At 66.7% G+C, this 25,211-nt stretch carries 21 protein-coding genes and 4 pseudogenes; 6 read left to right on the top strand and 19 right to left on the bottom strand.

Annotated features, from left to right (window positions below; all coding sequences use genetic code 11):
* Positions 1-31: 31 nt before the first annotated feature.
* From QFZ33_RS20060 to QFZ33_RS20045, 4 genes and pseudogenes are all read right to left on the bottom strand, one after another.
* A complete protein-coding gene (locus tag QFZ33_RS20060; protein WP_307030297.1) occupies positions 32-727 on the bottom strand; it encodes a maleylpyruvate isomerase family mycothiol-dependent enzyme in 696 nt (231 codons plus the stop codon).
* Between the two features lie 453 nt (positions 728-1,180).
* Positions 1,181-1,315 (bottom strand): annotated as a pseudogene (locus QFZ33_RS20055) (cupin domain-containing protein); the annotation flags it as partial.
* A gap of 6 nt (positions 1,316-1,321) precedes the next feature.
* Entirely contained in the window at positions 1,322-2,050 is a 729-nt protein-coding gene (locus tag QFZ33_RS20050) for a PucR family transcriptional regulator (RefSeq protein WP_307030295.1), read from the bottom strand.
* Positions 2,051-2,543: 493 nt separating this feature from the next.
* Positions 2,544-2,762, bottom strand: a pseudogene (locus QFZ33_RS20045) (PucR family transcriptional regulator ligand-binding domain-containing protein); the annotation flags it as partial.
* A gap of 226 nt (positions 2,763-2,988) precedes the next feature.
* Here QFZ33_RS20045 and QFZ33_RS20040 point away from each other — a divergent pair.
* Together QFZ33_RS20040 and QFZ33_RS20035 are read left to right on the top strand one after the other, a co-directional pair.
* Positions 2,989-4,519, top strand: a pseudogene (locus QFZ33_RS20040) (purine-cytosine permease family protein).
* Between the two features lie 48 nt (positions 4,520-4,567).
* Positions 4,568-5,533, top strand: a complete 966-nt coding sequence (locus QFZ33_RS20035) for a polysaccharide deacetylase family protein (RefSeq protein ID WP_307030293.1) — start codon at positions 4,568-4,570, stop codon at positions 5,531-5,533.
* Between the two features lie 89 nt (positions 5,534-5,622).
* On the opposite strand, the gene QFZ33_RS20030 is transcribed toward QFZ33_RS20035, so the two are convergent.
* The 6 genes from QFZ33_RS20030 to QFZ33_RS20005 form a co-directional block, all read right to left on the bottom strand.
* Positions 5,623-6,669 carry a glycoside hydrolase family 3 N-terminal domain-containing protein gene (locus tag QFZ33_RS20030; RefSeq protein ID WP_307030291.1) on the bottom strand — a complete coding sequence of 349 codons (1,047 nt, stop codon included), beginning with the start codon at positions 6,667-6,669 and terminating at the stop codon, positions 5,623-5,625.
* 302 nt (positions 6,670-6,971) lie between these two features.
* Entirely contained in the window at positions 6,972-7,679 is a 708-nt protein-coding gene (locus QFZ33_RS20025) for a class F sortase (protein ID WP_307030289.1), read from the bottom strand.
* 2 nt (positions 7,680-7,681) lie between these two features.
* The gene (locus QFZ33_RS20020) at positions 7,682-8,323 is read right to left on the bottom strand and encodes a hypothetical protein (RefSeq protein WP_307030287.1); all 642 of its coding nucleotides are present in this window, start codon (positions 8,321-8,323) and stop codon (positions 7,682-7,684) included.
* A 170-nt stretch (positions 8,324-8,493) separates the two neighbouring features.
* The gene (locus tag QFZ33_RS20015; RefSeq protein ID WP_307030285.1) at positions 8,494-9,273 is read right to left on the bottom strand and encodes a hypothetical protein; all 780 of its coding nucleotides are present in this window, start codon (positions 9,271-9,273) and stop codon (positions 8,494-8,496) included.
* 352 nt (positions 9,274-9,625) lie between these two features.
* On the bottom strand, positions 9,626-9,868 hold the full coding sequence (locus tag QFZ33_RS20010) for an Lrp/AsnC ligand binding domain-containing protein (protein ID WP_373427361.1): 243 nt from the start codon (positions 9,866-9,868) through the stop codon (positions 9,626-9,628).
* 298 nt (positions 9,869-10,166) lie between these two features.
* On the bottom strand, positions 10,167-10,343 hold the full coding sequence (locus QFZ33_RS20005; RefSeq protein ID WP_307031918.1) for a CsbD family protein: 177 nt from the start codon (positions 10,341-10,343) through the stop codon (positions 10,167-10,169).
* A gap of 391 nt (positions 10,344-10,734) precedes the next feature.
* Here QFZ33_RS20005 and QFZ33_RS20000 point away from each other — a divergent pair, with 391 nt between their 5' ends.
* Both QFZ33_RS20000 and QFZ33_RS19995 read left to right on the top strand, forming a co-directional pair.
* Positions 10,735-11,556 carry a hypothetical protein gene (locus QFZ33_RS20000; protein ID WP_307030281.1) on the top strand — a complete coding sequence of 274 codons (822 nt, stop codon included), beginning with the start codon at positions 10,735-10,737 and terminating at the stop codon, positions 11,554-11,556.
* Between the two features lie 185 nt (positions 11,557-11,741).
* Complete coding sequence (locus QFZ33_RS19995) at positions 11,742-12,116, top strand: hypothetical protein (RefSeq protein ID WP_307030280.1); 375 nt, start codon at positions 11,742-11,744, stop codon at positions 12,114-12,116.
* 33 nt (positions 12,117-12,149) lie between these two features.
* On the opposite strand, the gene QFZ33_RS19990 is transcribed toward QFZ33_RS19995, so the two are convergent.
* Positions 12,150-12,842 (bottom strand): potassium channel family protein, encoded by a 693-nt coding sequence (locus QFZ33_RS19990; RefSeq protein WP_102971311.1) that lies wholly within the window; start codon positions 12,840-12,842, stop codon positions 12,150-12,152.
* On the bottom strand, positions 12,835-14,373 hold the full coding sequence (locus QFZ33_RS19985) for a TrkH family potassium uptake protein (protein WP_307030277.1): 1,539 nt from the start codon (positions 14,371-14,373) through the stop codon (positions 12,835-12,837). The genes QFZ33_RS19990 and QFZ33_RS19985 overlap by 8 nt, the downstream gene beginning before the upstream one ends.
* Positions 14,374-14,784: 411 nt before the next feature.
* Here QFZ33_RS19985 and QFZ33_RS19980 point away from each other — a divergent pair.
* Positions 14,785-16,768 (top strand): annotated as a pseudogene (locus QFZ33_RS19980) (amino acid transporter).
* Positions 16,769-16,975: 207 nt separating this feature from the next.
* Here QFZ33_RS19980 and QFZ33_RS19975 read toward each other — a convergent pair.
* From QFZ33_RS19975 to glgX, 4 genes are all read right to left on the bottom strand, one after another.
* Positions 16,976-17,638, bottom strand: a complete 663-nt coding sequence (locus tag QFZ33_RS19975) for a class F sortase (protein WP_307030274.1) — start codon at positions 17,636-17,638, stop codon at positions 16,976-16,978.
* Between the two features lie 9 nt (positions 17,639-17,647).
* Entirely contained in the window at positions 17,648-18,577 is a 930-nt protein-coding gene (locus tag QFZ33_RS19970) for a hypothetical protein (protein ID WP_307030272.1), read from the bottom strand.
* 246 nt (positions 18,578-18,823) lie between these two features.
* Positions 18,824-19,075 carry a hypothetical protein gene (locus QFZ33_RS19965; RefSeq protein ID WP_307030270.1) on the bottom strand — a complete coding sequence of 84 codons (252 nt, stop codon included), beginning with the start codon at positions 19,073-19,075 and terminating at the stop codon, positions 18,824-18,826.
* A 206-nt stretch (positions 19,076-19,281) separates the two neighbouring features.
* The gene (gene glgX, locus QFZ33_RS19960) at positions 19,282-21,447 is read right to left on the bottom strand and encodes a glycogen debranching protein GlgX (protein ID WP_307030268.1); all 2,166 of its coding nucleotides are present in this window, start codon (positions 21,445-21,447) and stop codon (positions 19,282-19,284) included.
* Positions 21,448-21,661: 214 nt separating this feature from the next.
* Between glgX and QFZ33_RS19955 the strand changes: the two genes are divergently transcribed.
* Positions 21,662-22,873 (top strand): MFS transporter, encoded by a 1,212-nt coding sequence (locus QFZ33_RS19955; protein ID WP_307030266.1) that lies wholly within the window; start codon positions 21,662-21,664, stop codon positions 22,871-22,873.
* A 112-nt stretch (positions 22,874-22,985) separates the two neighbouring features.
* Here QFZ33_RS19955 and QFZ33_RS19950 read toward each other — a convergent pair whose 3' ends face one another.
* The 3 genes from QFZ33_RS19950 to QFZ33_RS19940 form a co-directional block, all read right to left on the bottom strand.
* A complete protein-coding gene (locus QFZ33_RS19950) occupies positions 22,986-23,663 on the bottom strand; it encodes a hypothetical protein (RefSeq protein WP_307030264.1) in 678 nt (225 codons plus the stop codon).
* Positions 23,664-24,019: 356 nt separating this feature from the next.
* Complete coding sequence (locus tag QFZ33_RS19945) at positions 24,020-24,604, bottom strand: hypothetical protein (RefSeq protein ID WP_307030262.1); 585 nt, start codon at positions 24,602-24,604, stop codon at positions 24,020-24,022.
* Between the two features lie 59 nt (positions 24,605-24,663).
* Entirely contained in the window at positions 24,664-25,029 is a 366-nt protein-coding gene (locus QFZ33_RS19940) for a hypothetical protein (protein WP_307030260.1), read from the bottom strand.
* Between the last annotated feature and the right edge of the window lie 182 nt (positions 25,030-25,211).

The raw sequence follows: 25,211 nt of genomic DNA, 5'->3' as shown, positions 1-25,211 counted from the left end.
GCTCACTCACCCTTTACCGGAAGTGGTTCCTTTATGGCGTAAGCGGACCACGGATGACACGTAACGCAAGGCCGACGTCGCCGTCGAGTATGGCGGCGTCTGAAAGGCTGGAGCGTCCCCAGAGGCCCAGATACATTTCCCGTGGCGCTGCGGTGACTGATGCCGCGATGTCCCCGCTGCCGAGAGTCCATGCCGTGCCGTTGGGTATGCGGAAGGTCACGGCCTGCCCTGGGTCGGTCATCCGCTTCAGCCGGAGCTGCCGTGGGGCGAACATTGCCAGGGCCTCGTCGACGCCGTCGAGCAGGAAGCCCTCGGCGAACTCCGGATCCGCCAAGCCGGATGCCTGATGGGCGTCGACGAGGTGGATCGCGTGTTCGTGGGCCTGCCGGCGTAACCAGAATCCGGCCGTATGCGGGGGAGGGCCGAAGTTCCAGCACGGCGCCACGGGATCCAGGGAAGTCATCGTGGCCAGGAAGCAAGGCACCCCTTCGAGGAACCATGCTGCTGCCTTCTCTGCAGGCGGGGCCGGTTCCTGGACGTACTTGCCGGCACGGACCACGGCAGCAGCCCATCGTTCTATCGAGCCGAGATGCCCGAAAAGCGCATCGAGACTCCAGCCCGGACAGGCCGGAACCGAACGGCGCAACATGTTCTCCGGCTGGCGAGCCAGCCTTTCGAGGGAGCCCAGGAGGTGTGCGAGTTCGGCAAGGTAGCGTTCGGGCAACATGGGTCGAGCATATCCAGACCACCAGCGGGCCTCAGGTAGATTCATGCGAGGCGACATCGAGCGCCGATGATGGGGTAGAAGTGGGATTCTTCAAGCGCCAGGCCGCACGGTTTCAGTGCATCCAATTGCGCCAATTCTCCTGAGCGTTAACGGGTCCTGTGGACGCGGGCGGCATTGAAACAGAATTCCGACGCGTAAGCGACGGGTTCTGCGGGAGCGTTCGGCTTGAAGCGACAGGATCTGAAGGAGCGTTTGTCTTCAGTCTCGAGAGTCGCCTTCAATCGGGCTGATTATTGCGGGAGGCCGGGCACCGAACAGGATTACGCCAGCTCCTGCCCCGGTGCGACCCTCGGCGTGGGCCTCGCGGTACGCAGCGAGGAAGTCCGCAAGGCCGGTCTTGAGGAACGGTCAGGACTGGGCGCCGTTGTATTCGTCGTCGGTAATGTGCTCGAGTCAGTTTGTGGTGGTGGCGGGGTCGTCCCCGTTCTCAAGCATGGCGATGTGCGCCATGAAACAGCCAGGCGCGGCAGCGTGCCAGTGTTCCTCACCCGGCGGGGTGTACAGGGTCTGACCCGGGTGGACCTCGATGGGTGCTTAGGGGAGCGGGGCGAGGCGGGTTGCCAGATGCAGGCCCACGAGGCGGCCGGTTCCCCGGGGGTCGCCGCCGCAGAGCTCGAAGATGCGCTGCAGCCGGTGGTACATCGACTGCCGTTCCAGATGCAGCTCGCGTGCCGCCTGCGCCGTGTTGCAGCCGGAGTCGAGCCACACGGTCAGAGTATGCACGAGCTGCGAGTTCCGTTGCTCGTCGTGCTCGAGGATGGGCCCCAGCGTCCGGCGGACGAAGTCGCGGCGGGCACCGGCGTCGATACTCTCGGCAGCCAGGCGCTCGGCACCAAACGCGTCCGCGTCCCGCACCTGCCGGGCGGGACGCCCAGCACGCCCAGTCCGCGGGGCCAGGTCCAGCGTCCGGCGGGCCTCCGTCATGGACCAGGCCGCCTCGCCGATGCCCTGCCCCAGAGGTCCGACGGCGATCGCGGAACCTTCCGGGACATCGAGGCTGCCCAGCGCCTCGATCAGCGAAGTCCGCGATGACCGGGTTCCCTCGCCGGGGAGGCCGGCCAGTGCGATAAGCTCCAGCTTGTCCGCGTAGCTCGCGGCATGCGGAACCGACCCTGCCAGGATCGTGTCCAGCGCCGGGCGGAGCCTGCCCGATGCGGCGGAACGGATCATGACGGCGGCCACCGGACCGTCGATGGCGAAGCCCGCCGCCGCCCCCAGCTGCTCCAGCCGCCATGGCTGGGCGCCGGAATGCACGGCGCGCATCAGTTCCGCTCCCGCCAGTTCCTTCAGGCCCGGCGGCATCCGCTGCAGCAGCGCCCAGGCCAAGAATGTCGACCGACCGTTCGCCCGCCACCCGGATGAACGTCGGGTCGATACCTTCGGGCAGTTCCAGCTCCAGCCGCGCTGCCAGCACACCGCGGACCGGAACGTCGACCGCCGTCGTACTCAAAGTCCCGGTACTCACGGTCCCCGTACCGGCGGTTCCCGGACCACCGCCCGCGCCACCGGCGCCGGCCGCTCCAGCACTCCCGAGCGTCAGGCCCGCGGGCGACACCAGCCGCACGCTCGTCCCCGTCTTTCCGGCGAGTACAGCGAGCACCTCGTCCAAGCCGCCGCCGTGGGCGAGTTCGGCGGCCATGGCGTGGCTGATCTCGTCGCCGCGCTGCAGCAGCTCCACGGACTGGCCAACCAGGATCGAGTTGATCTCCTGCATGATGCCCACGAAGGGAGCCACCTTGCGCAGCTCGAACAGCGGCAGGCCGTTGGACTCGGCAGCAACCAGCATCGACTCAGGGATGTCCGGCAGGTCCGCGCCGGTCTCGATGGCAAGGGCGGCGACGCCACGCCCCGCCAGCTCACGGATATAGTCCACCCGCCGTTCATCGGTGGCCGTGGCCAGAGCCTGCCCGCCGCTGAGGAGGAGCTCGCCGCCCCGGAGCAGGGGAGCGATGTCCAGGACCTCGCTTGAGTGCACCCACCGCACCTGCTTGCCCTGGACGGCGGACGCTGCGGCGCGCAGGAGCGGGTCAGCCGACTGGACGCTCCGGTGATTCAGGACTTCTTCGAGGAACATGACACTCCGTCATAAGGAAAGGGATTCTCTTAGACGGATCGTATCTTGTTGCTGTGATGTGGTGCACATACGCTTAATCCATCCCTTCTTCACGGAGGCTCTTCTTCCTCACACGGAGGCTTTTCCGATGCACAACTCCTCAACACCGCAGTCCGAGCCCGCAATGGAGCAGGCCGAGGACTTCGAAGCCTGGCTCCAGCCCATTCCCGAATCCGCGCGCACCCGCAAAGTGTCGGGCCAGTTCTGGATCTGGGCGGGCGCCAACCTCGCCCCGATCAACTGGGTCCTCGGCGCCCTGGGCATCAACCTGGGCCTTGGGTTCGCCGACACCGTCACCGTCCTGGTCCTGGGCAACCTGATCGGCATGCTGCTCTTCGGCTGCTTCGTCCTGCTCGGCCAAAAGACCGGCGCCACCGGCATGGTCCTGGCCCGGGCCGCGTTCGGCCGCCGCGGCAACTACCTGCCGGCCGCCATCCAGGCGCTGTTGGTGGTGGGCTGGTGCGCCGTCAACACCTGGATCATCCTCGATCTGGTCATGGCACTCTTCGGCACGCTGGGCTGGGTGGACCCTGCGGCCCACAACTACGCCTGGAAGATCGGCGTCGCCACGTTGATCATGGCCGCCCAGGTTGCCATCGCGTGGTTCGGCTACAAGGCGATCGCCGCCTTCGAAAAATGGACAGTGCCACCCACCATCATCATCCTGGCGGTCATGTCCGCCGTGGCGTGGTTCGGCCTCAAGATCGACTGGACCTACGCAGGCCCCGCCGGCAACATCCTGGAAGGCTCCGAGCGTATCGCCGCCATGAGCGCCGTGATGACGGCCATCGGCATCGGCTGGGGCATCACCTGGTTCACCTACGCCGCCGACTACTCCCGCTTTGTCAGTACCTCGGTGCCCCAGAAGAAGGTCTATCTGGCCTCCGTCCTGGGCCAGTTCATCCCCGTCGTCTGGCTCGGCGTCCTCGGCGCCAGCCTCGCCACCAACAGTGGCGAGGTCGGACCCCGGCAAGCTCATCGTCCAGAACTTCGGCGCCATGGCCCTGCCCGTGCTCCTGATGGTGCTGCACGGGCCCATCGCCACCAACATCCTGAACATCTACACGTTCTCCGTGGCCACGCAGGCGCTCGACATCACCATCAGCCGCCGGAAACTTAACCTGTTCGTCGGCGTCTTCTCGCTCATCGCCGTGGTCTACTTCATCTTCCAGGAGGACTTCGCAGCGGTGCTGGACGCCTGGCTGATCGGCCTGGTGGCCTGGGTGGCAGCCTGGGGCGGCGTGATGCTGGTGCACTACTTCTGGCTTGAGAAGCGCTGGCCCGGCAACGTGGAACGGCTATTCGACGGCGTCGGCACCCGCCGCCTGCCCGTGGTCAACTGGGCCGGCGTGACCGCGCTGCTCGCCGGCATCGTGGCCACCTGGCTGTTCATGTACGGACTGGTTCCGGTGATGCAGGGCCCCATTGCGGTTGCCCTGGGCGGCTGGGACCTCTCCTGGCTGGCCGGCGGCCTCACCAGCGCCGCGGTCTACGCGGTTCTCGGCCCCCGGCTGCACTGGCCGTACGTGACGGTGACGTCCGACGGCGGCACCGCCTCCACGGCAGGCGCGCCTGACGCTGCCCAGGCACCCCAGCCGGTTCCCGCCGTCGAACTCTAAACGTTTCTGTACCTCTCCACTTCGCCCTCTGACGAAAGGAACTCCGGCATGAGCACCAGCACCTTTGCGGATTCCCAGCACCCCATCATCTGGCCCGCCGGCTTCACCGCCGCCGCGTCCTTCACCTTCGATGTCGACGCCGAATCCTGCGTCATTGCGCACGACCCCACCAGCACCCGGCGCATGTCGCTCATGAGCCACCAGTCGTACGGGCCCAAGGTTGCGGTGCCCCGACTCCTGCAGATCCTCGCGCGGCAGGAGGTCCACGGGACGTTCTTCATCCCCGGGTTCACGGCAGAAAGCTACCCGGACGTTGTGCGTCAGATCGTCGACGGCGGCCACGAGGTTGCGCACCACGGCTACCTGCACGAGCCGATGCAGGGGATCGACGCCGCTACCGAGGCTAGCTACATGGACCGGGGACTGGAGGCGCTGGAGAAGGTCGCCGGGATCCGTCCCGTGGGGTACCGGGCGCCGTGGTGGGAGCTGAACTGGCACTCGCCGGCGCTGCTCGCGGACCGCGGCTTCCTCTACGACTCGAGCCTGCTCGACGGCGACGCGCCGTACCGGATGTCTGTCGCCTCGGGTTCTCCCTCCGGCGCCGGCGACACCCGCGACATCGTGGAGATCCCCGTTGACTGGACCCTCGACGACTGGGAGCAGTACGCGTTCTATCCCGGCGTGACCGGCAGCGGCGTGATCGAAAGCCCCGCGAAGGTGCTGGAGATGTGGACGCTTGAGGCGGAGGCGCACCACTCGCAGGGAAGCTGCTTCGTGCTCACCAACCACCCGTTCATCTCGGGCCGGCCGTCCAAAGCGGTGGCCCTGGAGCGGCTGATCGAGCGGGTCAAGGCGATGGATGGCATGTGGGTGACCACGCTGGAGCGGATCGCGGAGCACACCAAGGCGACGGTCAGTGAGGTCCACACGCACGCCCGGATCGACGTGCCCACGTACCCCGGCTCCGGCGCCCGCTTCAAGCCGGGGCAGGTGCAGGTGCCGGCGCTCAGCTAGCGCGGCTTGGTCGAGCGCGAACGGAAACTTGAGGCCCTTCAGGCAAGGGCGCCAAGTGTCCGTTCGCGCTTCCCGTCCGGCTTTACCGCTTACCGTCCGGCTTTAACCGTCAGCACCTTCAGCGCGGCGGCGTTGACCTCCGCGGCGAAGGCGGGATTGTGCTGGGCAAGCTGAAGCACCGCGGTGTACATGGCGGGAATGGCGCGGGGGTTAGCGCACAGCAGCATGGTTCCGCCGGCATGGATGAAGCTCGTGGCCCGGGTGCCCAGGGCCCACGGAGCCAGCTGCGCCGCGTTGCACAGGTCGTCGGACAGGACGACGCCGGTGAAGTGCAGGTCCGAGCGCAACATCGTCCGCATGATCAGCGGTGAGAACGGCGCGATGTGGCCGGCGTCGATGCGCGTGTAGTAGGCACTCGCGACCATCACCCATCGGGCGCCCGACTGGATCGCGGTCCGGAACGGCATCAGGTAAGGGTCGGTGCGCGTGGTGACGGTGTCTTTGACGTTCCGGCTTGTGTCCGTGTTCAGGACAACGCGTCCCAGACCAGGGAAATGCTTGACGACGGGGGCGATGCCTGCCTGTCGCATGCCGGCCGCGAAGGCGCCGCCGTGGGTTGAGACCGCCTGCGGCGTGAACCCGTATTCGCGAGCAAAGAACCCGATGGGCGCGTTGCGCGGGGCGAATTGTCTGCTCGGCACTGTGTCCAAAACCGGTGCCAGGTTCATGGTGAGCCCGGCCGCGCGCAACTGGCTTCCCCACACGCGCGCGTTTGCCTGGAGGGCCGCCGTCGCCTGTGTTCCCTGGGCAAGCGCTGTGGGGATCGCCGAGAAGCCGGGGCCGCTTAGGACCTGGACGAAGCCGCCCTCCTGGTCCGTCGCTACCGCGAGGCGGATGCCGCCCGTGGTGGCCGCCGACACGGTTGCTGTCATCCGGCGCACGACGGCGGCCGTCGCCGCAGTGCCCGCGCGGCTGCGCCCCGCAAGATAGACGTTGCCGACGTGGAACCTGGTGAGGCCGGACATGGTGTTGGCGTCCGCGCCGGTAGCCGTGGCCGCCACCATGAACAGCTGGCCGACACGCTGCGCCAGTGTGAGCCGGGCGAGCTGCTGCGCCGGGGTGGGTGCGGCCGCCACGGCGGCAGTATGGGGGACGGCGGGCTTGCGGACGGTACGGGGGACAGCTGCGGGCTGGCCTGTTGAAGGCTGGCTTATGGCGGGCTGCGGCATTGCGGGCAGGAAGTCGGCCCTTGCTGCTGAAACGGACTTGCTTGTTGCGGGCTGGGACGGGCCGCTCGCTGCAGACAGAGCGAGCAAAAGCGCGGCTCCTATAACTGCCAATTTACTCAGATGATGCATGGTCACACGGCTTTTCTGGGGCACTCAGATATCAATGAGCGTACGCCGTTTCCGCCCTGCCGGAGCCACCAGCGGTTACGTCAGCCCGCCGGCTTGGCCTTGAGCTTCGCGTAGACCACGTAATTGTCGTTGAACAGACCGGAAGCGGGGTCGTAGCCGTCGCACGTGATGAGTCTCAGCTCCGGGCCCTTGGTGTTGCCGTAGACCTCCAGCGTGGGGAAGCTGTTCTTGCTGTAGGCCGCGGCCCTGGTCACGGCGAAGACGGCGGTGCTGCGGTCGGCGAGCCGCACGATAATCTCGGTCCCGGGTTTCAGTCCGCGGAGGTTGGCGAAGACACCGGGGCCGCCGTCGGTGGCGTTAACGTGGCCCAGCATCACGGCCGGGCCGGTTTCGCCGGGTGACGGCGATCCCGAATACCAGCCGGCGGGCGCGCCGGGCCCGTCCGGCGGCACCTCCAGCGACCCGTTCTTCCGCAGTCCCAGCTTCACCAGCGGCGTCTGCACGCCGATGGCGGGCACCGTGACTGTCACGGGAGCCGGAGCGGGAGCGGGCCGGACAGGGGAGGGGACCTTTGCCGCCGGGGCGGCTGCCGGCGTCGTACTTACGGCCGGTGACGGTAACCCTGGCGCTGAAGCAGCGGACTGCGTTGCCGACGGCGTTCCGGCGGTGGGTGCCGACGACGGCGCCGCCGTTCCGCAGCCGCTCAGGACGAGCGCGCCCAGAAACAGGAGGGCGGCCGCCGGATTCTTGCGGCGGCGCGAGGGAGGCGTGGCGTTAGGGGAGTACATGCTCAGTGGTGTTCTTTCCAGCAGGCCAGGATAGTGGTGGCCACCTGGTAGGCGAAATCCGTGCGCGACACTTTCTGGGGGCCGACGGCGGCGGGCAGCCCGGTGGCGTTGACGTGCAGGGTGCTGTTGTCCTTGAGGAAGACGACCGACCCGTCGGCGGTCTGGGCCGCCGGGAAGCCGAGGTTGGCGAGGCCCTTGATGGGTTCCGCGTTGAGCTTCACCTGCAGGGCGTCGAAGTGTTTGCGCGTGACGGCGGGGTCCGGGGATTCCTTCACGGAGATCACGAGGGGGCCGCCGGCCAGGTGGTAGGTGCAGCTGTAGGTGCTGTCCGACCAGTTGTCGACGGTGTGCGGTGCCTGCTGCAGGGCCAGGATGGAGGAAATGTCCTCCTTGGCTTCTTGCGCACAGATCATTTTGGAGGCCTCGGACGGGCCGGCCGTTTGGGCTGCTGCGTGCTGGTCGCGGGCGTGCGTGGCCGCTGCGCCCGCCGGCGCCCGTGCTTCGGACTGCGGTGCTGGCGCTGTTGCTGCTGCCGACTCAACAGGGTTGGTGCTTCCCACGGCTGCTGCACAGCCGGACAGCAGTAGCGACGCTACGGCCAAAGACGCCATGGTGTGGGTGCGGGCTTTCAGTTTTCTGCTCATTCTCGCGTCCTGTCCTGGTGGTCCTTCGGCGTGACCGGTGCGGTGTGACGGGCTCTTCAACGGGGGCGGATAGGGCAGGAGTCGGCGGCCGCGGGCGCCCCCAAGGCGTCCGCGGCCGCCGGAACCCGTGCCCGATCCGGTTTGCCGCCGGGCGCGGTCCGGGCGGGAACCTACGCGGCGTCGGCCGCCTTGCGGCGGCGAACGATGTACGTTCCTCCCGCAGCGGCAGCAAGGACGAGGCCCCCGCCCAAAGCCAGCACACCGGCGTCGTTCTTCTGCGGAGTCTGCGCAACGCCGGTGTCAGCGCCGCCCACCGGCATGTTCATCTGGCCGACGGCGAGGGTGCCGCAGAGGGCCGGCGATGTGGCCGCCAGCGGCAGGCTGGGCACGAGGTCGCTCTTGGCAGCCTGGCCGGCGGCGCTCAACGTGGCGGGATCCAGGCCGTGGACCACCACGGCGGCGGTGCCGTTCTGCAGGGCTGCCTTGGTCTCGGCGTTGAGCGGGAAGCTGCGGTCGATCGTGTAGGCGCCGCCCTGGCCTGCAACCTTGAGGTCCAGGCCAGCCGCCGGGCTGGTGTCCCCGCTGGTGGAGAGCGTGGTGCCGATCTTGCCGTAGGACGGTCCGCCTTCGGTGGTGGAGATGACTCCGTCGCCGTTGGTGTCCGCCGCCGGGCCGGGGCACTGGCCCTTGGCACCGACGTGGATGTGCTGCACGTGCGGGTACGGCGCATTGTTGAATGTCTGGGCGAGGCCGGAGACATTCAGGACCACGTGGGCCTGGTTGCCGGTGACGTGTAGGGTGACGGTGCCCGAGGCGGAGCTGCCGTTAAGCTGGCCGAGCGTGGCTTGGTAGGCCTGGTCGCCGTCGGCGGCCATGGCCGGTGCGCCGGAGAGGGCAAGCGCGCCAAGTGCGAGGGTGGGGACGGCCAAAAGTCGCAAAGTCTTATTCATCGGAAGCGTTCTCCTCGTGCGAGTGGTGGTGGATCTCCCGTAGGTGGGACACAGGCAGTTCGGAGCAGCGCCGGGGCCGGATGGGTGAAATAGTGAGGTGGCTTACTTTTCTTTGGTGTGGGGGAGATCGGGCACGGGCAGAGGCGGCGTCGGGAGTGCCGCCGTCGTACTTTTCGGCAGGTGGGGCCCTCGCCCGAGGGCATGGAAATGCCGCCCTGCGGTGTTGGGGGCCATCGCAGGACGGCATTGGATCAAAGGTACTGTGCCGCGCTTCGCCCCAACAGCATTTACGCCGGCCGCGGCGGAATCTTAACGGTTTTTTAACGCCTGCCCTGGTTGGTAGCCGTGCCGCTCAGTAGCGGCTCTTGATGAGCTTCATCATCGGATGGGAAATGATGCGATGGACTCCGGGCAGCTTGGTCATCTTCTGGGTCTGGAACCGTTCGTACTCGTTGCCGTCTGCGACGTCGACCCTCACGATATAGTCCGGCACTCCGTAGACCCGCCGGACTTCCGTTACTTCCTCCAGCGCTGCGACAGCTGTTTCGAAGTCTTCAACGGTCTGACGGTCGGTCATGGTGATCTCGACCGATATGATGACGCAGAAGCTCCGGCCCGCGGCGACTGGGTCGATGAGTGCACGGTATCCGGCGATGACTCCCTCCCACCTCGCTCACCCCGACGACCATCGCGGTCGCAGCAGGATTCGCCGTCACAGCCGGGCTGCACCTTTGGCGCGGGAACGCCGTGGTCAGTGTCCTTGCCGGAACGGCCGTCCACGTCGCGCTGGCGTCGACCCTCGCCGCTCTCCGGTAGCAGGGCTGCCGAAGACGCGGCGAGGCCCTGTCCGCTCTTACCGGACAGGGCCTCGAGCATTGAAGCGGGACCTTGGGTCAGTGCCTCCTGAAGGCGTCCTTGATCTTTTCGCCGGCCTGCTTGAGGTCGGCCCTGATGTGGCGCTCCCTGCCCTCAGCCCTGAGCCGGTTGTCACCGGTGGCGCGTCCGGCTGCTTCCTTGCTTTTGCCGTGGAGTTTCTCGGCGGCATTGTGGATCTTGTCACCCAAACCCATCATGACCTCCTGTTGGGAAAGCCGGGGCGGCCCGCTGCCGCGGCGGCCACTCCCAGTTTATCGGCGGCGGCTCCGGAAGGCTCCTGCCCTTAACGCGGATGCGCGCTGCAAGAACTTTGAGAGCTAGGCGATAACCGCTGCTTGCGGTTTGTCCAGAGTATTGACTAAGGCGGCCCGGCGGAGGATATTTGCGCAGACGAAGAGGCCTCCTTCGATACAGTGGCGCCCCGGCCAAGACGGGGCCTAGTCGAAGGAGTAGCGCATGCGTACCAAGCCTGCCCTTATCACTGTGCTTGCGGCGGTGCTGTCTCTCATAGGTCCCATGCCTGCGACAGCGTCGAGGGCTGACCAGGAGCGGAAACCCGAAAACGGAGACATAGCATTTGGGCGCTTGGACCCGGCCATCGACGGTTTCAGTCTCTGGACTGCCGACTCTGACGGATCCCACCAACGGCGTCTGACCCAGGATCAAGCCAATTTCTCGGACTGGGCCCCCGACGGAGACCGGATCGCGTTCGACTTCATTGACGATGCCGGAGTCCACATCGCCACGATCGAGCCCGACGGACGGAACCGAAAAGCCCTCACGACGGCCCCCGGCGTACAGGAATGCCCCAAGTGGTCACCCGACGGCAAGTCCATCGTGTACGACGCGTTTCCGTTCGGCCAACCAACTTTCAGCGTGTCAATTTGGATAATGCTCGCTGACGGATCCAGTCCAAAGCAGCTCACCCGCAACGCCCTGGACGTCGAACCGGTATTCTCGCCCGACGGAACGCGAATAGCCTTCGGACGCATCACCGGCGACAGCCCCGAGGGGCAACTCGAGGCTATCTACGTCATCAACTCAGATGGAACAGGGCTGCATCAGGTTGTCTCGCCACGCCCAGGCCTGGAACACCCGGACTGGTCGCCCGACGGCCGCTCGATCACGTTCAACATCGAACCCGAAAACACGAAGGCCCCAGACTACGGATCGATCCTTTCGGTCCATCCGGATGGCAACCGACTTCGGGTGATCCAGCCGAGAACCCCGGACCTGAAATTCTTCAAGGCCGTATGGTCGCCCGACGGGCGCAAGCTACTCAGCGGCTGCGTTGACACAGAGGCCAGAATTGACCGAATTTGCATTGTCTCCCCGGGTGGACGCATCACAGCCGTGGTCAGCGGTCCTCCGGGCGTCAACTTCCCCTCCTGGGGCTCCGACGACTAATCCAGAGGCCGGGGCACCGTTTACAACGGAAACACCGTCTGCAACGCGAACGTGCCAACCAAAGGTGCGCTCGCAGGCGGCGCCGGAAACAGCGCAGACACACTCCAAGCACCAGCGCGAAACGTTTTAGAAAACATCGTGGTGCAGGCTGGTCCCATCAACATTCCAATGGAGGGGGACCGGCCGTGAACGAAGATGTGGAGCCTGAAGTGCGGTCCAGTGCAGAGCTGGCTGTAGGCGACGAGATCGAGGCCTGGCACCGGGGACGGCTGGCTCACCGTGGGACCGTGAGCAGCACGTTCCAGGACATCGGCCTGTTCTGGATCATCGACGCCCGGACCGGCACGCGCCGGCTGCTGGACCTCGAGCAGCTTAGCGTGCGGCGGATCCAGACCGCAAAGGCGGCTAACGCCGTCGGGCTTTCCAACGGTACCGGCAAGCCCAGGGCGGCCGACGCCGGGATCCCGGCTAACGCCGTCGGCAAGCCTGCCGCCCGGAGTCGGAGGCCTGTCAGAAGCTTGAGCCAGGTGGTCTTTATTGAGGCACCGGCCACGCGGTAACCGGCCATGCGATAACCTGCCATGCGGTAAGCGTCAGGGTAGGTTGCTGAACCGCTCCGCCTGGGTCTTGCTGCCCTGCACGATGATCTGGTCGTCGTCGTACAGGACGGTCTGCGCCGTGGTGTGGCCCCAGATACCGCCCGGGCGCTTGACCGCCACGATGGTGATGCCGTACTTGTCGCGCAGGCCCAGCACGCCGAGCGGACGGTCGCGGGCCTCAGCGGGCGGGCTGGTGCGGATCATCACGAAGTCGTCCTCGAACTCGACGTAGTCCAGCAGCGAGCCGCGGACCAGGTGGGCCACGCGCTTGCCCATGTCGTGCTCGGGGCGGATCACGTGGTCCACGCCAAGCTGGTTGAGGATCTCGGCATGCGGCTCGCTGATGGCCTTGGCCCAGATCTGCGGCTTCTTGAACGTGAGCAGGCGCGACGTCGTCAGGATGCTCGCCTCGATGTCGCTGCCGATGCCCACCACGGCGCGATCGAACTCGTGGACGGAGAGCTGGCGCAGCACCTCTTCCTTGGTGGAGTCCGCCCGGACCACGTGGGTCAGCCGGCCGTTGTAGGACTGCACGGTGTCCTCGTTGGAGTCGATGCCCAGCACCTCGGTGCCCTGCGCCTCCAGCTCCAGCGCCAGCGACCCGCCGAAGCGGCCCAGGCCGATCACCACCACCGAGTCCGCCTGCGCCGCTGTTTCGGCGGGCCGGGAGAAAAAGTTCTTAGCCAATGAGGGGCCTTTCCTTGGGGTATTCGTAGAGCAGCGGGCGTTCGCGGAGGGCCAGTGCGGCGCCGAGCGTCACCGGGCCGAGGCGGCCGATGAACATCAGCAGGATCAGCACCACCTGCCCGGCCGGCGGCATGGCGGCGGTGATGCCGGTGGACAGTCCCACCGTGGCGAACGCCGAAACCACCTCGAACAGGATCCGCTCCTGGCCGAAGTCCGTGATAAGCATCAGGAACATCGTGGAGCCGACCACCAGCGCGAGGGCCAGCAGAACCACCGCGATCGCCTGCCGGTGCACCGCCCGGGAGAGGCGCTTGCCGAAGATGTTTACGGCCGTGCCGCCCTGCAGTTCCGTCAGGAGGATGAAGAACAGCACACCGAAGGTGGTGATTTTCAGGCCGCCTGCGGTGCTGGCCGGGCCGCCGCCGATGAACATCAAAATATCCATGCCCATCCAGGACACGGGGTGCATCTGTCCGATGTCTATGCTGTTGAATCCAGCCGTGCGGGTGATGACTGACTGGAAGAAGCCGGCCAGGATGCGCTCTCCGGGCTTGAGCCCGCCCAGCGTGGCCGGGTTGGACCACTCGACGGCGGTGAGGAAGACCGTGCCGCTGACCAGGAGTACCGCGGTGCCCACCAGGACCAGCTTGGTGTTCATGCTCCAGTGGATGGGCCGCTGGTACTGCCGGCGCAGCTCGAACAGCACCGGGAAGCCGAGGCCGCCGATGATCACAGCGGCGGCGATGGGCAGGCAGATCCACGGGTCCCCGGAGAAGCCGATGAGGTTGTCCGTGTGCAGAGCGAATCCGGCGTTGTTGAAGGAGGACACCGCATGGAAGACGCCGTGCCACAGCGCACGCCCGGGCTCGTAGCCGTAGCCGGCAACGAGCCTCGCCGCCAGGATGCCGGCGAGCACGATCTCCACGGTGACGCTGATGGTCAGCACGCCGAGCAGCACCTGGCGGACGTCGCCAAAGCCGGTGCTCTTGGTCTCCGCGGCCGCTGAAAGCCGTGAGCGCAGGCCGAGCCGGCGGGCCATGAGCACACCCAGCAGCGTGCCGAAGGACATGACCCCGAAGCCGCCGATCTGGATCAGGGCCATGATCACCGCCTTGCCGAAGCCGCTCCAGTACACCGGCGTGTCAACGGTGATCAGCCCCGTGACACACACCGAGGACGTGGAGGTGAACAAGGCAGTAAGGAAGGGTGCGCCCTCCGGGCCGTTCCGCGAGATGGGCAGCATGAGAAAGATCGTGCCGACGGCGACAGCCCCGGCGAACCCGAGCACGATCACCTGGGCCGGGTGCTGCGGCGCGAAAACGTTGAGGATGCGGGGGAACACCTTCGAGCCGGCGGGCCACAGCCCACTGAACCCGCGGTCCGATCCGGCCGCTTTCCGGTTGGTTTTGGCAGTTTTCGTTGCATTTTTGGCCGCGCGCCTGGCAGTTTTCGCTGCCGGCCGGGACCTCCTGCCTGCCGGCGGGGCGTTCCTGCCTGCAGGCCGGGCCTTCGGGGCAGGAACGTCGCGCATACGCGTCACGCTACCACCGCGGAATTCCCCGAGGCCGGTATGAAGAGGGAGGCGTTAAGAAAGCGTTAAGATCCCCGGTCTTGGCGCTTTTCGGAATCCGGCCGATGCTAGGCTCCCGTGGTCATCAGCAAACTGCCCATATGAATCGAAGGACCCCGTGGCCACCTCAAGCACACAAGGCCGTGTCCTGCCATGCTGACCCAAAGCGCCCCGTTGCTGTGGCTGATCCTCGGGATCGGCGCAACCGGCTACATGATCTACCGGCTCATCAGAGCAACGAAGTAGCCCCCGCCGTCGGACACCGTCCCGCCCGTCCGACGGCGGAACCCGTGAGCGCTCCCCGGCCGCCCTCCCGTCGCTCTCCAGCGGCCCGACGACGGGGCCTTTCCCGCAAATCCAGAAAGACACTTCATGACCGCACCTGCCCAGTACTCCGTTCCGGCCAGCGTGCCCAACCCAGAGCGGGAAGATGGCCCCGGCGGCGCGCTCACGCGGTGGCTGCTGGAGCACAAGGTGCACCAGCCGGTGGGGCCGGAGTCCGGGGAGGGCACCGGGCATCAGCAGAGCTGGTGGAAGGTCATGTGCCTGACCGGCGTGGACTACTTCTCCACGCTGTCGTATCTGCCGGGCATCGCCGCGCTCGCCGCCGGTGCACTGTCGCCGCTGGCCACGCTGCTGATCGTGGGCCTGACGCTGCTGGGCATGCTGCCGATGTACCGGCGGGTGGCGCACGAGAGCCCGCACGGGCAGGGGTCCGTGGCCATGCTCGAAAACCTGCTGCCGTTCTGGCGCGGGAAGGTGTTCGTGCTGGTGCTGCTCGGGTTCGTGGCGACGTCGTGGATCATCACCATCACCCTGTCCGCGGCCGACGCCACCGTGCACATGCTGGAGAACCCCTACCTGCCGCCGTTCCTCGAAGGCCAGGCGGTGCCCATCACCGTGGTGATGCTGCTGATCCTGGGCGGGGTGTTCCTGCTGGGCTTCTCCGAGGCGGTGGCCGTGGCCATTCCGCTGGTGGGTGTCTTTCTGCTGCTCAACGCCGTCGTCATCGGCACTGGAATTTACGACGCCGTCACCCAGCCGGGTGCCGTCGCCGCCTGGATGTCGCAACTCACCTCCTTTGGCGGCGGTTTTGGCAACATCGCCGGCCCGGCGGTCCTGGCGTTTCCGCTGCTGGTGCTGGGCCTCTCCGGCTTCGAGACCGGCGTCAGCATGATGCCACTGGTGAAGGCGCCCGGTGCCACGCCGGAGGAGATGCTGCAGAACCGGATCCGCAATACCCGCAAGCTCCTCACGACGGCGGCCGTGGTGATGAGCGTCTACCTGATCGGCAGCAGCTTCGTGACCACCGTGCTGATCCGGGCCGAGGCGTTCCAGGAGGGCGGGCCGGCGAACGGCCGTGCTTTGGCCTACTTGGCGCATGAACGGCTCGGCAATGGCTTCGGTTCTGTTTACGACATCAGCAGCATCCTGATCCTGTGGTTCGCCGGTGCCTCCGCGATGGCCGGGCTGATCAACATCGTGCCCCGGTACCTTCCCTCCTACGGCATGGCGCCCGACTGGTCGCGCGCGGTGCGTCCCGTGGTCCTGGTGTACACGGCCATCAGCATCCTCATCACCATCGGCTTCAAGGCCGACGTCAACGCCCAGGCCGGCGCCTATGCCACCGGCATCCTGGCAATGATGGTCTCCGGCGCGGTGGCCGTAAGCATCTCCGCCGCGCGCAAGAAGAAGCGGGGGGCCGCGGTCGGCTTTACCCTCCTGACCCTCGTCATGCTGTACGCGCTGGTGGAGAACGTGATCGAGAAGCCGGACGGCCTGGCGATCTCCGGGTTCTTCATCCTGGGCATCGTGGTGGTGTCGCTGGTGTCCCGTGTCTCCCGGACCACCGAGCTGCGGGTGGACCGGATCGAGTTCGACGAGGCAGCGCGGCGCTTCGTGACGGACACGCTGGACTACGACGGGCGGATCAACATCATCGCCAACCGCCCGCAGGCCAGGGACGCCGCGGAGTACGCGGAGAAGGAGGCCGCGCAGCGGGAGAACAACCCCGTGCCCGGCACGGCCGACGTGATGTTCCTCGAGATCGACGTCACGGACCCGTCGGGCTTCAGTGACGTCCTCGAGGTGCGCGGCGTCGAGGTGGCCGGGCACCGTATCCTGCGTGCCACCAGCCCGGCCGCGCCCAACGCCATCGCCGCGATCCTATTGGCCCTGCGCGACGCCACCGGGGGTGCGGCCGCACGCGTACTTCGAGTGGGCCGAGGGCAACCCCCTGGCTCACCTGATGCGATACCTGCTCCTGGGCCGCGGCGACACCGCCCCCGTGGTCCGGGAGATCATCCGCGAAAACGAGCCCGACCCCGCCCGCCGCCCCGGCATCCACGTCGGCTAGCCCGGCTGCTCCTCCCGCACACCCTCCCCCACTTTTCGTCGGGTTTTTTGCGGATGCTTCCTCACCGCTGATCGAGCCTGTCGAGATCAAGGGTCCCGGCATCAATGATGAATAGGACTGCTTCTGCCGCTGAGACAGCGTGTGGGAACAAGCGACGAAAGCTGAGGAAGCGTCCGGGATTAGGCGACGAAAGCTGAGGAGGCGTTCCTACAGGGCAGGGGAGGCCGTGACCACCACGTTCTTGCCCCACGGGTCCTCGGTGTAGCAGCTGATCAGCACAACCCGGTTGGGCACGACGTTCCAGATGTCGCTGTCCTTGAGCGTGTTCTTGTCGTGCGTCGTCACCGAATCCACGACGTACTTCAGTGTGCCCGCCGCAGTGGTCACGGTGACCGCCTTGCCAATGAGGCTCTCATCACTGAGGCGGTTGAACGGGGCATCCCTGTCGTCCCAGCTGTGCCCCACGATGTACGTCGTGTTGGCGGAGCCGGTGCCGGGCACGCCATAGCTGGTGAGCCAGTAGGCATCGAGGGTCAGCGGCGGCACCAGCGACTCCGAAGCCATCTCGTCCGCGCTGGGCGTCAGCGGCAGGACCCGCACATTCAGATCAGCAGCCTCGATCGACACCGCCGTCGGCGCTGCGGCCCGCGGTTGACCCGCCTTTCGGGCAACGGCCGCGGCACTCGGGGAACCCGCCACCGCAGGAGCGGCGGAAGGCACGACGGCGGTGCTGCCGCCACCGTCCGGGGTCACAGCGTTCGGCGGGGCCAGGAAGAGAGCGGCTGCCAAGCCCGCGGCGGCGACGGAGGGCACAGCAAACCAGCGCCAGCGGCTGGGCCGGCGCTGGCCGGACGTTAGGGGTGCTATCACGTGATGTGCCTACTTGCGGGTGCGCTCCATGCGACGCATCCTCATGGCGACCCCTGTCGGCACAGCGATTCCCGCCGCGAGGAGCCCGGCCAGGAGCGCCAGTCCGGGATCAACGCTCGGCTCGGCTTCGACCGCGGTCTGTACGTTGAGGCCCTTGTTCTTTGCTACAGCGGCGGTGCCGCCCCCGGCGGGAGCCACACTTACCGCACCGGCAACTGCCGACGTCGTGCTTCCCGGTGCATCGGCCGGCGTGCTTCCCGGTGCGTTGACTGGCGGAGCGACAGGCGGGGTGACCGGCGGCGTAGCAGCGGGATCAGCGCCGGGGGAGTCCTGGTTGCAGGCCGTCAGGTACGCCTCGAAAAGGCCCATGAGGTTGGTGGCGGAAGCTTCGTCGAGCGAGACGGCTGCCAGCAAGGCTTCGAAGTTGGCGACCGCTGCATCCAAGGCGTCCCGTGCCTGGATGAGCTCCGGTGAAACCAGGGCGGCGTTCAACTCCGACTCCCGCCGCTCTACAGCGTCTCTCGAGTCTCCACGAGCCTCGTCCGCCGCGTCATGAGCGATCTGCGCGGCCTCGATCGCCTCGGGATCACCGGCAGCCTGGGCTTCCTCCAGTGCCTCTTCTGCGGCGTCCTTGGCGGCCTCGTCGGCAGCGAGCTGCGCCTCGGCCGCGGCCAGAGCAGCCTCAGCGTCGTCGACAACCTGTTGAAGGGGCATGTACGCAGCTTCCGCGGCCGCCGCTGAGTCGAATGTGGACTCGAGATCGGCAACGGTTGCCTGGGTGATGCCCCGGGCAGCGAGCGCGGATTCATACTGGGTGAAGGCCTGCTGGCAGGCGGCGTCGCCGGGTGCCGCGGCGGCTGTTGGGGCTCCCAGAAAAAGGCCGCCGGCGAAAACTGCTGCCGACGAACCGGCAGCGACCCATTTAGATACAGCGGTCATAGTTTGTGCGTCCCCTAATACACGAAGCGGCCGCCGGACGGCCCCGGCGGTTTCAGCACGCGGCAGAGCGGCTCAAGGCAGAGGACCCCGAAGAGTCCGGCAGGGCCGTGCAGGAGAGACGCTCGTACTGCTGATCATCCGAAGTACGACGGCGAGACCCCAGTTTCTACCTGAATGCCGCCCGAAAGATCGCTGTGAGGCTAAAAATACAGAGCAATGCGGGTTGTGGCAAACGTCACCGACTCGTCAGCGCGTGGGGCCGGTCCCCTCAGCTGCCGCCAACCGGACCACGTGCAGGGCCAGCGGGTCAAGGAGCTTCCGGGTGCCGGTCCGGGTCTCGAGGATCCAGAACATGCCGAGGACCGGCACCGTTTCCGTCACTTTTCCCTCGTAGTAAAGACGGCCGTTGTAGCGGGCCTCCACCACGTCGCCGGGGGAGAGGCTTCGGCAGTCGGTGATGCGCCCGGGTGATCCGTCGGATGCGGCCGATTCAGCCATGGCGGGCTCCGTCCTGGCGCAATCAGCGCCTTGATCCTGTTGCGCCACTGGCGCCCTTTCAGAATGGGGCCGCCACATTGCCGGGCGGTTTCCACCGGGTGATTTCCGCGTGACCCGCTTTCACGTCGGCCGGCGGGCGCCGGGAGGTGAGGAAGGGTCTGGGTTTAGGCGACGGGAGGTGAGGAAGGGTCTGGGGCAGGTAGGGTTTACGCGCGGCCGGGGGACTGCAGGCCGGCGGCTATGGAGAGGTTGGGTTCGGGTTGGCTCAGGCCGCGGGCGCGCAGGACTGCCATGGACTTGGCGGCCACCTTCAGCACCGAGCCGGCGTCGATCGGACCGCGCTCCACTCCGGTGCCGGCCGTGTTGATCACCATGTCCCAGGCCTCCGCAAACTCAACGGCCGGGAGCGTGAACTTGATGTCGTCGTCGTGCGCATTGAAGTACAGCAGGAAGTTCACGTCTGTGATCCGGCGGCCGCGGTCGTCCCGGCCCTGGATGCCGTCCCCGTTGAGGAACACGCCGATGGTCCGGCCGAAGCCGCGGCCCCAGTCCTCGGGGAGCATCTCCATGCCGTCCTCGTTCAGCCACACGATGTCCGGCAGTTTCTCGCCCTTGCCGCGCCGCACCGGGCGGCCGTCGAAGAATGTGCTGCGCCGGAACGTGGGGTGCTGGGCGCGCAGCCGGTTCACGGCTGAAGTGAAGTCCATGAGCGGCATGTCGACGGCGTCCCAGTCGACCCAGCTGAGCTTGGAATCCTGGCAGTAGACGTTGTTGTTGCCCTGTTGGGTGCGGCCCAGTTCATCGCCGTGCGCGATCATCGGCACGCCCTGCGACAGCAGCATGGTGGCGATGAAGTTCCGCCGCTGCCGGGCCCTGAGCGCCAGCACGTTCGGATCCGTCGTCGGGCCCTCCACGCCGCAGTTCCACGAGCGGTTGTGCGATTCGCCGTCGCGGTTGCCCTCGCCGTTGGCTTCATTGTGCTTCTCGTTGTACGAGACCAGGTCCCGGAGGGTGAAGCCGTCGTGCGCCGTGACGAAGTTGATGGACGCCACCGGCCGCCGCCCCGACCGCTCGTACAGGTCGGCGGAGCCGGTCAGCCGCGATGCGAACTCGCCCAACGTGGCCGGCTCTCCCCGCCAGAAGTCACGCACGGTGTCGCGGTACTTGCCGTTCCACTCCGTCCACTGCGGCGGGAAATTGCCCACCTGGTAACCGCCCGGGCCAACGTCCCACGGCTCCGCGATCAGCTTCACCTGCGACACGATCGGGTCCTGCTGCACCAGTTCAAAGAACGTGGAGAGCCGGTCGACGTCGTAAAACTCCCTGGCCAAAGCGGAGGCGAGATCGAAGCGGAACCCGTCCACGTGCATCTCGGTGACCCAGTACCGCAGCGAATCCATCAGCAGCTGCAGGGAGTGGGGCTGCCGGACATTCAGGGTATTTCCGGTGCCCGTGTAATCGACGTAGTACTGTTTGTCGTCCTCCACCAGACGGTAATACGCGGCGTTGTCGATCCCCCTGAAGCTCAGGGTGGGCCCCAGATGGTTCCCTTCCGCCGTGTGGTTATAGACGACGTCGAGAATCACCTCGATCCCCGCACGGTGCAGAGAGCGGACCATCGCCTTGAAGTCCTGGACCTGCTGGCCCATCTGGCCGATCGAGCTGTAGGTGTTTTGCGGTGCGAAGAAGCCGATGGTGTTGTAGCCCCAGTAGTTGCTCAGGCCCTTCTCCTGCAGCGTCCCGTCATTGACGAACTGGTGCACCGGCATGAGCTCGATGGCCGTGATGCCCAGCCGCTGCAGGTGCGCAATGACGGCAGGATGGGCGACGCCGGCATAGGTGCCGCGCTGCTCTTTGGGCACCTCGGGGTGCAGCTCGGTGAGACCCTTGACGTGCGCCTCGTAGATGACGGAGCGGTGGTAGGGGATCCGGGGCGGCCGGTCCCCGGCCCAGTCGAAGAACGGGTTGATGACCACGCCCAGCATGGTGTGCGGCGCCGAATCCTGATCGTTGCGGGAGGAGGGGTCTCCCAAGCTGTAGGAGAACATGGCCGGGTGCCAGTGCACCTGCCCGGCGACGGCCTTGGCATAGGGGTCCAGAAGCAGCTTGTTGGGGTTGCAGCGCTGGCCCCTGGCGGGGTCATAGAGCCCGTGGACCCGGTATCCGTACTTCTGCCCGGGCTGGATCTGGGGCAGGTAGCAGTGCCACACATACCCGTCTGCTTCGAGGAGCTCGACGCGCGTTTCGGTGCCGTCGCCACCTATTAAACACAGCTCGACGGCGGTGGCCGCTTCGCTGAAGAGCGCGAAGTTTGTCCCCATCCCATCAAAGGTCGCACCCAGTGGATACGCGCTGCCCGGCCAGACTTCCATGATTACTCCTGCGGCTGTTCAGTTGTTTCGGAACCATGCTCGATGTCCAGTTGGGGTCCGCGCGCCTCGCCCTGACTCAAGGCTAAGCACACCTAGTACTTTCGCCAAGCTCGATTCAGGTCCGGGCGCCTTGTAAATCAAATCGTTGTGATTCTGGCCTCGTGGAGCCCGCGTTTTCGCCGGGCCGCCCCGGCCCCCGCCTACGATGATGGGGATGACTCCGAACAGCCCGCCGCCCTTCAGCCTTCGCGGCATCGCTGTTCCGGCGTTCGGCCCTGCCCTCCTGTTCAGCACTGGCCAGGGCGCCATCCTGCCGGTTGTGGCGCTGACCGCCCGTGAACTGGGCGCATCCGTTGCCGTGGCCGCTCTGATCGTCACGCTCATGGGGCTGGGCGCGTGGTTCTTCAACCTGCCGGCGTCGATGATCACTCTGAAGTTCGGCGAACGGTGGTCCATCGTGGGTGCGGCCGCCGCGGGGTCGCTCGCCCTGGTGGCCGGCGGGCTGTCGCTGGTGATTGGCAACGGGCTCTGGCTGCTCGCGGTGGCGATGGCCGTCGTCGGGATGTCCGCTGCCGTCTTCAGCCTGGCCCGGCAGAAGTACCTCACCGAAGCTGTTCCCGTGGAGTTCCGCGCCCGTGCCCTGTCCACGCTGGGCGGCGTGAGCCGCATCGGAACTTTCATTGGGCCGTTCATCGGCGCCGCCGCAATGGCATTCGTTGGCATCAGCGGCGCGTACTGGGTGGGCGTGGCCGGCATGGCGGCGGCAGCCGTCCTCGCCGTGGCAGTCCCCGACCTGGTGGCGGTGCACGGATCTGATGGCAAGGCCGGCCCGGAACCCACACTGCGCGGCGTGGCCGTCTCATATGCGGGCGTTTTCCTGACTGCCGGAATGGGCATCCTGCTGCTCAGCGCCCTGCGCGCCTCCCGACAGGTGGTGATCCCGCTGTGGGCTGACCACCTGGGCCTCGACCCCACCCATGCTTCGCTGGTGTACGGGCTCTCCGGTGCGATCGACATGCTGGTCTTCTATCCCGCGGGCAAGGTGATGGACCGGCGCGGGCGGCAGTGGGTGGCCATCCCGTCCACGCTGATCATGGGCGCCGCGCTGGTGCTGATCCCGCTGACCGCCGGGTTCACCAGCCTGCTGCTGGCGGCCCTGCTGATCGGCTTCGGCAACGGCATCAGCTCGGGCCTGGTGATGACGCTGGGTGCCGACTTCTCGCCCGACCGCGGCCGCGGGCAGTTCCTGGGCCTCTGGCGGTTCATGGCTGACGCCGGCTCCACCGGCGGGCCGGTGCTCCTCTCCGCGGTGACTGCCGCTGCCTCCCTCGGCGCCGGGGTGACGGCCACCGGGGTACTGGGGTTCGCGGCGGCAGGCGTGTTCGCCGTCGTGCTTCCCAGACTCAAACACCGCCGCAACTACTGACATACCTAACCAACTGACTCGCAGTTGTTGTCGTTTTCAGCCTCGAAAACGACAACAACTGCGAGTTAGTTGGCGGCCTGCGCAGGGGAGTGTGGGCCGTTCGGCTTCTGGGTTACATCCCCGTCCAGCGGCGGAGCGTGCTATTCACGAGGCCGATCAGCACAGCCGTCCACCAGCACGCCTGCGAGATGCTGAGTGCGATCAGCAGCCTGAGGCGCAGCCGGCGGCCCAGTTCACTGAAGCGTGTTTCCCGCGGAAGCGCGAACATCTTGTGCATGGCCGGCGCGATGCTCAGGCCGTTCAGCATCAGGACGAGCACGCAGCCGAGCTTCACGGCGGTCACAGGATTGGTGATGTCGGGCTGGATGAGGGCTCCGGAGGCCAGCAGAAGTGCCAGGCCGCCCCAGATCAGCGGCTTGGCCGCGGCCTCGAGCTTGGGCGATTCGTGCATGTGCACCTTGCCCATGAGCCACAGCAGGCCCAGCCAGTCGACAACGAGGATGGTGCCGAAGGACAGCACCAGGGCGAGGATGTGGGCGGCAAGCCCGATGCGGTGCAGTTCCGGACCGAACTCCGCGAAGTGCCCCGCAAGCAGGGACGCGAGCCAGCCGGCGGTGCAGAGGACGCCCAGCAGGAACAGCCGGACGGTCTGCTTGCGGGACGTGGGAGTCCTCAGTGCGGCGCGGTTACGGCGGGCCGGGAAACGGCGCTGGGATTGATACCTGGGTGCGGAGTTTGTCGCGGTACGGGTTTCAGGGCGGGTCAAGGTGGTGCGGGTGTCGGCGAACATAAAGCCGGCCTTTCATCACTGTTGTGCTCCCCTGAGAATGGTGCCGGGAGCTGGGCTGGCCGGGTAGTTCCGGACAGCACGGAATTGCTGGGTTGTTTGGGGATTTTTTTGGGGCCGAGAGTGGCTGGCGCGCTGCGATGCAGGGCGAGGTCCCTGGAGGTTGTGGCTCCAGAGGAATTTCGGTCTACCTAAATGAATACGATACAGGTTGATTTGTGGATTAGACAAAGAACGAGTTTCCTATTCCGCGGCGTGGCGGTTCTAAATTCCGGCTTATTTCGGGTAATGCGACCGGGCCTCCCGCTTGAGTGCAGAAGGCCCGCTACGGGGGCTTTCGCCCCGAGGTAAATTGCGCTTTAGTCGTCCGAACCGTGGCCGCCGCTGTCTTCTCCGGGCTCGGAAGCGTTGCGCTGCCCGCCCTTGTCATGGCCCGGTTCCCGCACGGTCCGCAGGCCGCCTTTGTCGTCGCCCGGCTGGGCGGCGACGACGGCGGGATCTCCGGCAGCGACGGTGCCCCCTGACGGGGAACCGAAGGTGCCGCCGGGCTGGGACACGGCAGGGCCGGCGTCGGACGTACGCGTCGCAGTGCCGTCCTTATGGTCCCCAGCGTCACCAGGCTCGGACGACGGTGACGGCGACGGCGACGGCGTCGTCCGCCGGCCGCCCTTGCCGTCACCGGATTCCGGCGCCCCGGTAGTCTTCGCGGGGGCGGGAACTGTGCTGCCGCCGTCCACCACGGACGTTACGTTCGGCGTAGCTTTCGCGCTGACGGCGGCGATCGGTGCCGCAGTGCTGCTGGAGTTGTTCGGCAGGAGGACGCTGTTCGCGTTGCCGGTACCAGACGGCGTGGTGCTCAGTACCTGCGTATTGACGGCGAGGGCGGCGGATCCGGTCACGAGGATCCCGGCCACGGAAAGCGCGAGGGCTGCTCTGGTTTTCATGGACCACTCCAGGGGTCGTTGGAAAAATTGCGTGTTGGGAAGTCAGGAAGCGGCGGGCATCATCCTTTGTCCTGGATCTCGTGCAAATGCGCCAGCATTGCCTGTTCGGGGTGACCTCGATGCTCGGAGATGTGCCTGAGCAGTGACAACCGGAGGTCCGATCTCAGACCTTCGTCACCGAGGATTTCGCCGATGAGCCGCATCAGTTGGCGCTGCAGTATGCCGCCCTGGGGAGCGCACTGGGCGGGCCGCCGCGGGGTGACTGCGGCGGGATCGTGCGCTGGCTGTTGAAGGGGCTTTTCGCCGGAACGTGTCCCTCCTGTAACTGCTGCGGGTCCTCCGGCAGCCTGATGAGCAGGCAGCCTCTCCGGCTTGCGGGACTGCCAGTGGCTGTCACCGCCTGAGTACGGGTCCGTTGTCATCATCTTATTCACCTTCCACCTGCGCCGCCCCGCGGGCCCTTCCGGCATGCGCTGAGACCGGCGGCGTTGCCGGCAATCCCGGTGAGGGGAAGTACCGTCTGCCGCAATTGTTGCGCCAGGTCATGGTGGATTTACCGGTGAACCTTGGACCGCCGAAGAGGGCGAGGTCCCCCCAGCCGGGAACG

Source organism: Arthrobacter globiformis, from assembly GCF_030815865.1.
Taxonomy (GTDB): Bacteria; Actinomycetota; Actinomycetes; order Actinomycetales; family Micrococcaceae; genus Arthrobacter; species Arthrobacter globiformis_B.
Note: the sequence above shows the minus strand (reverse complement) of the source record. Positions and strands in the feature narration are given on the sequence as shown.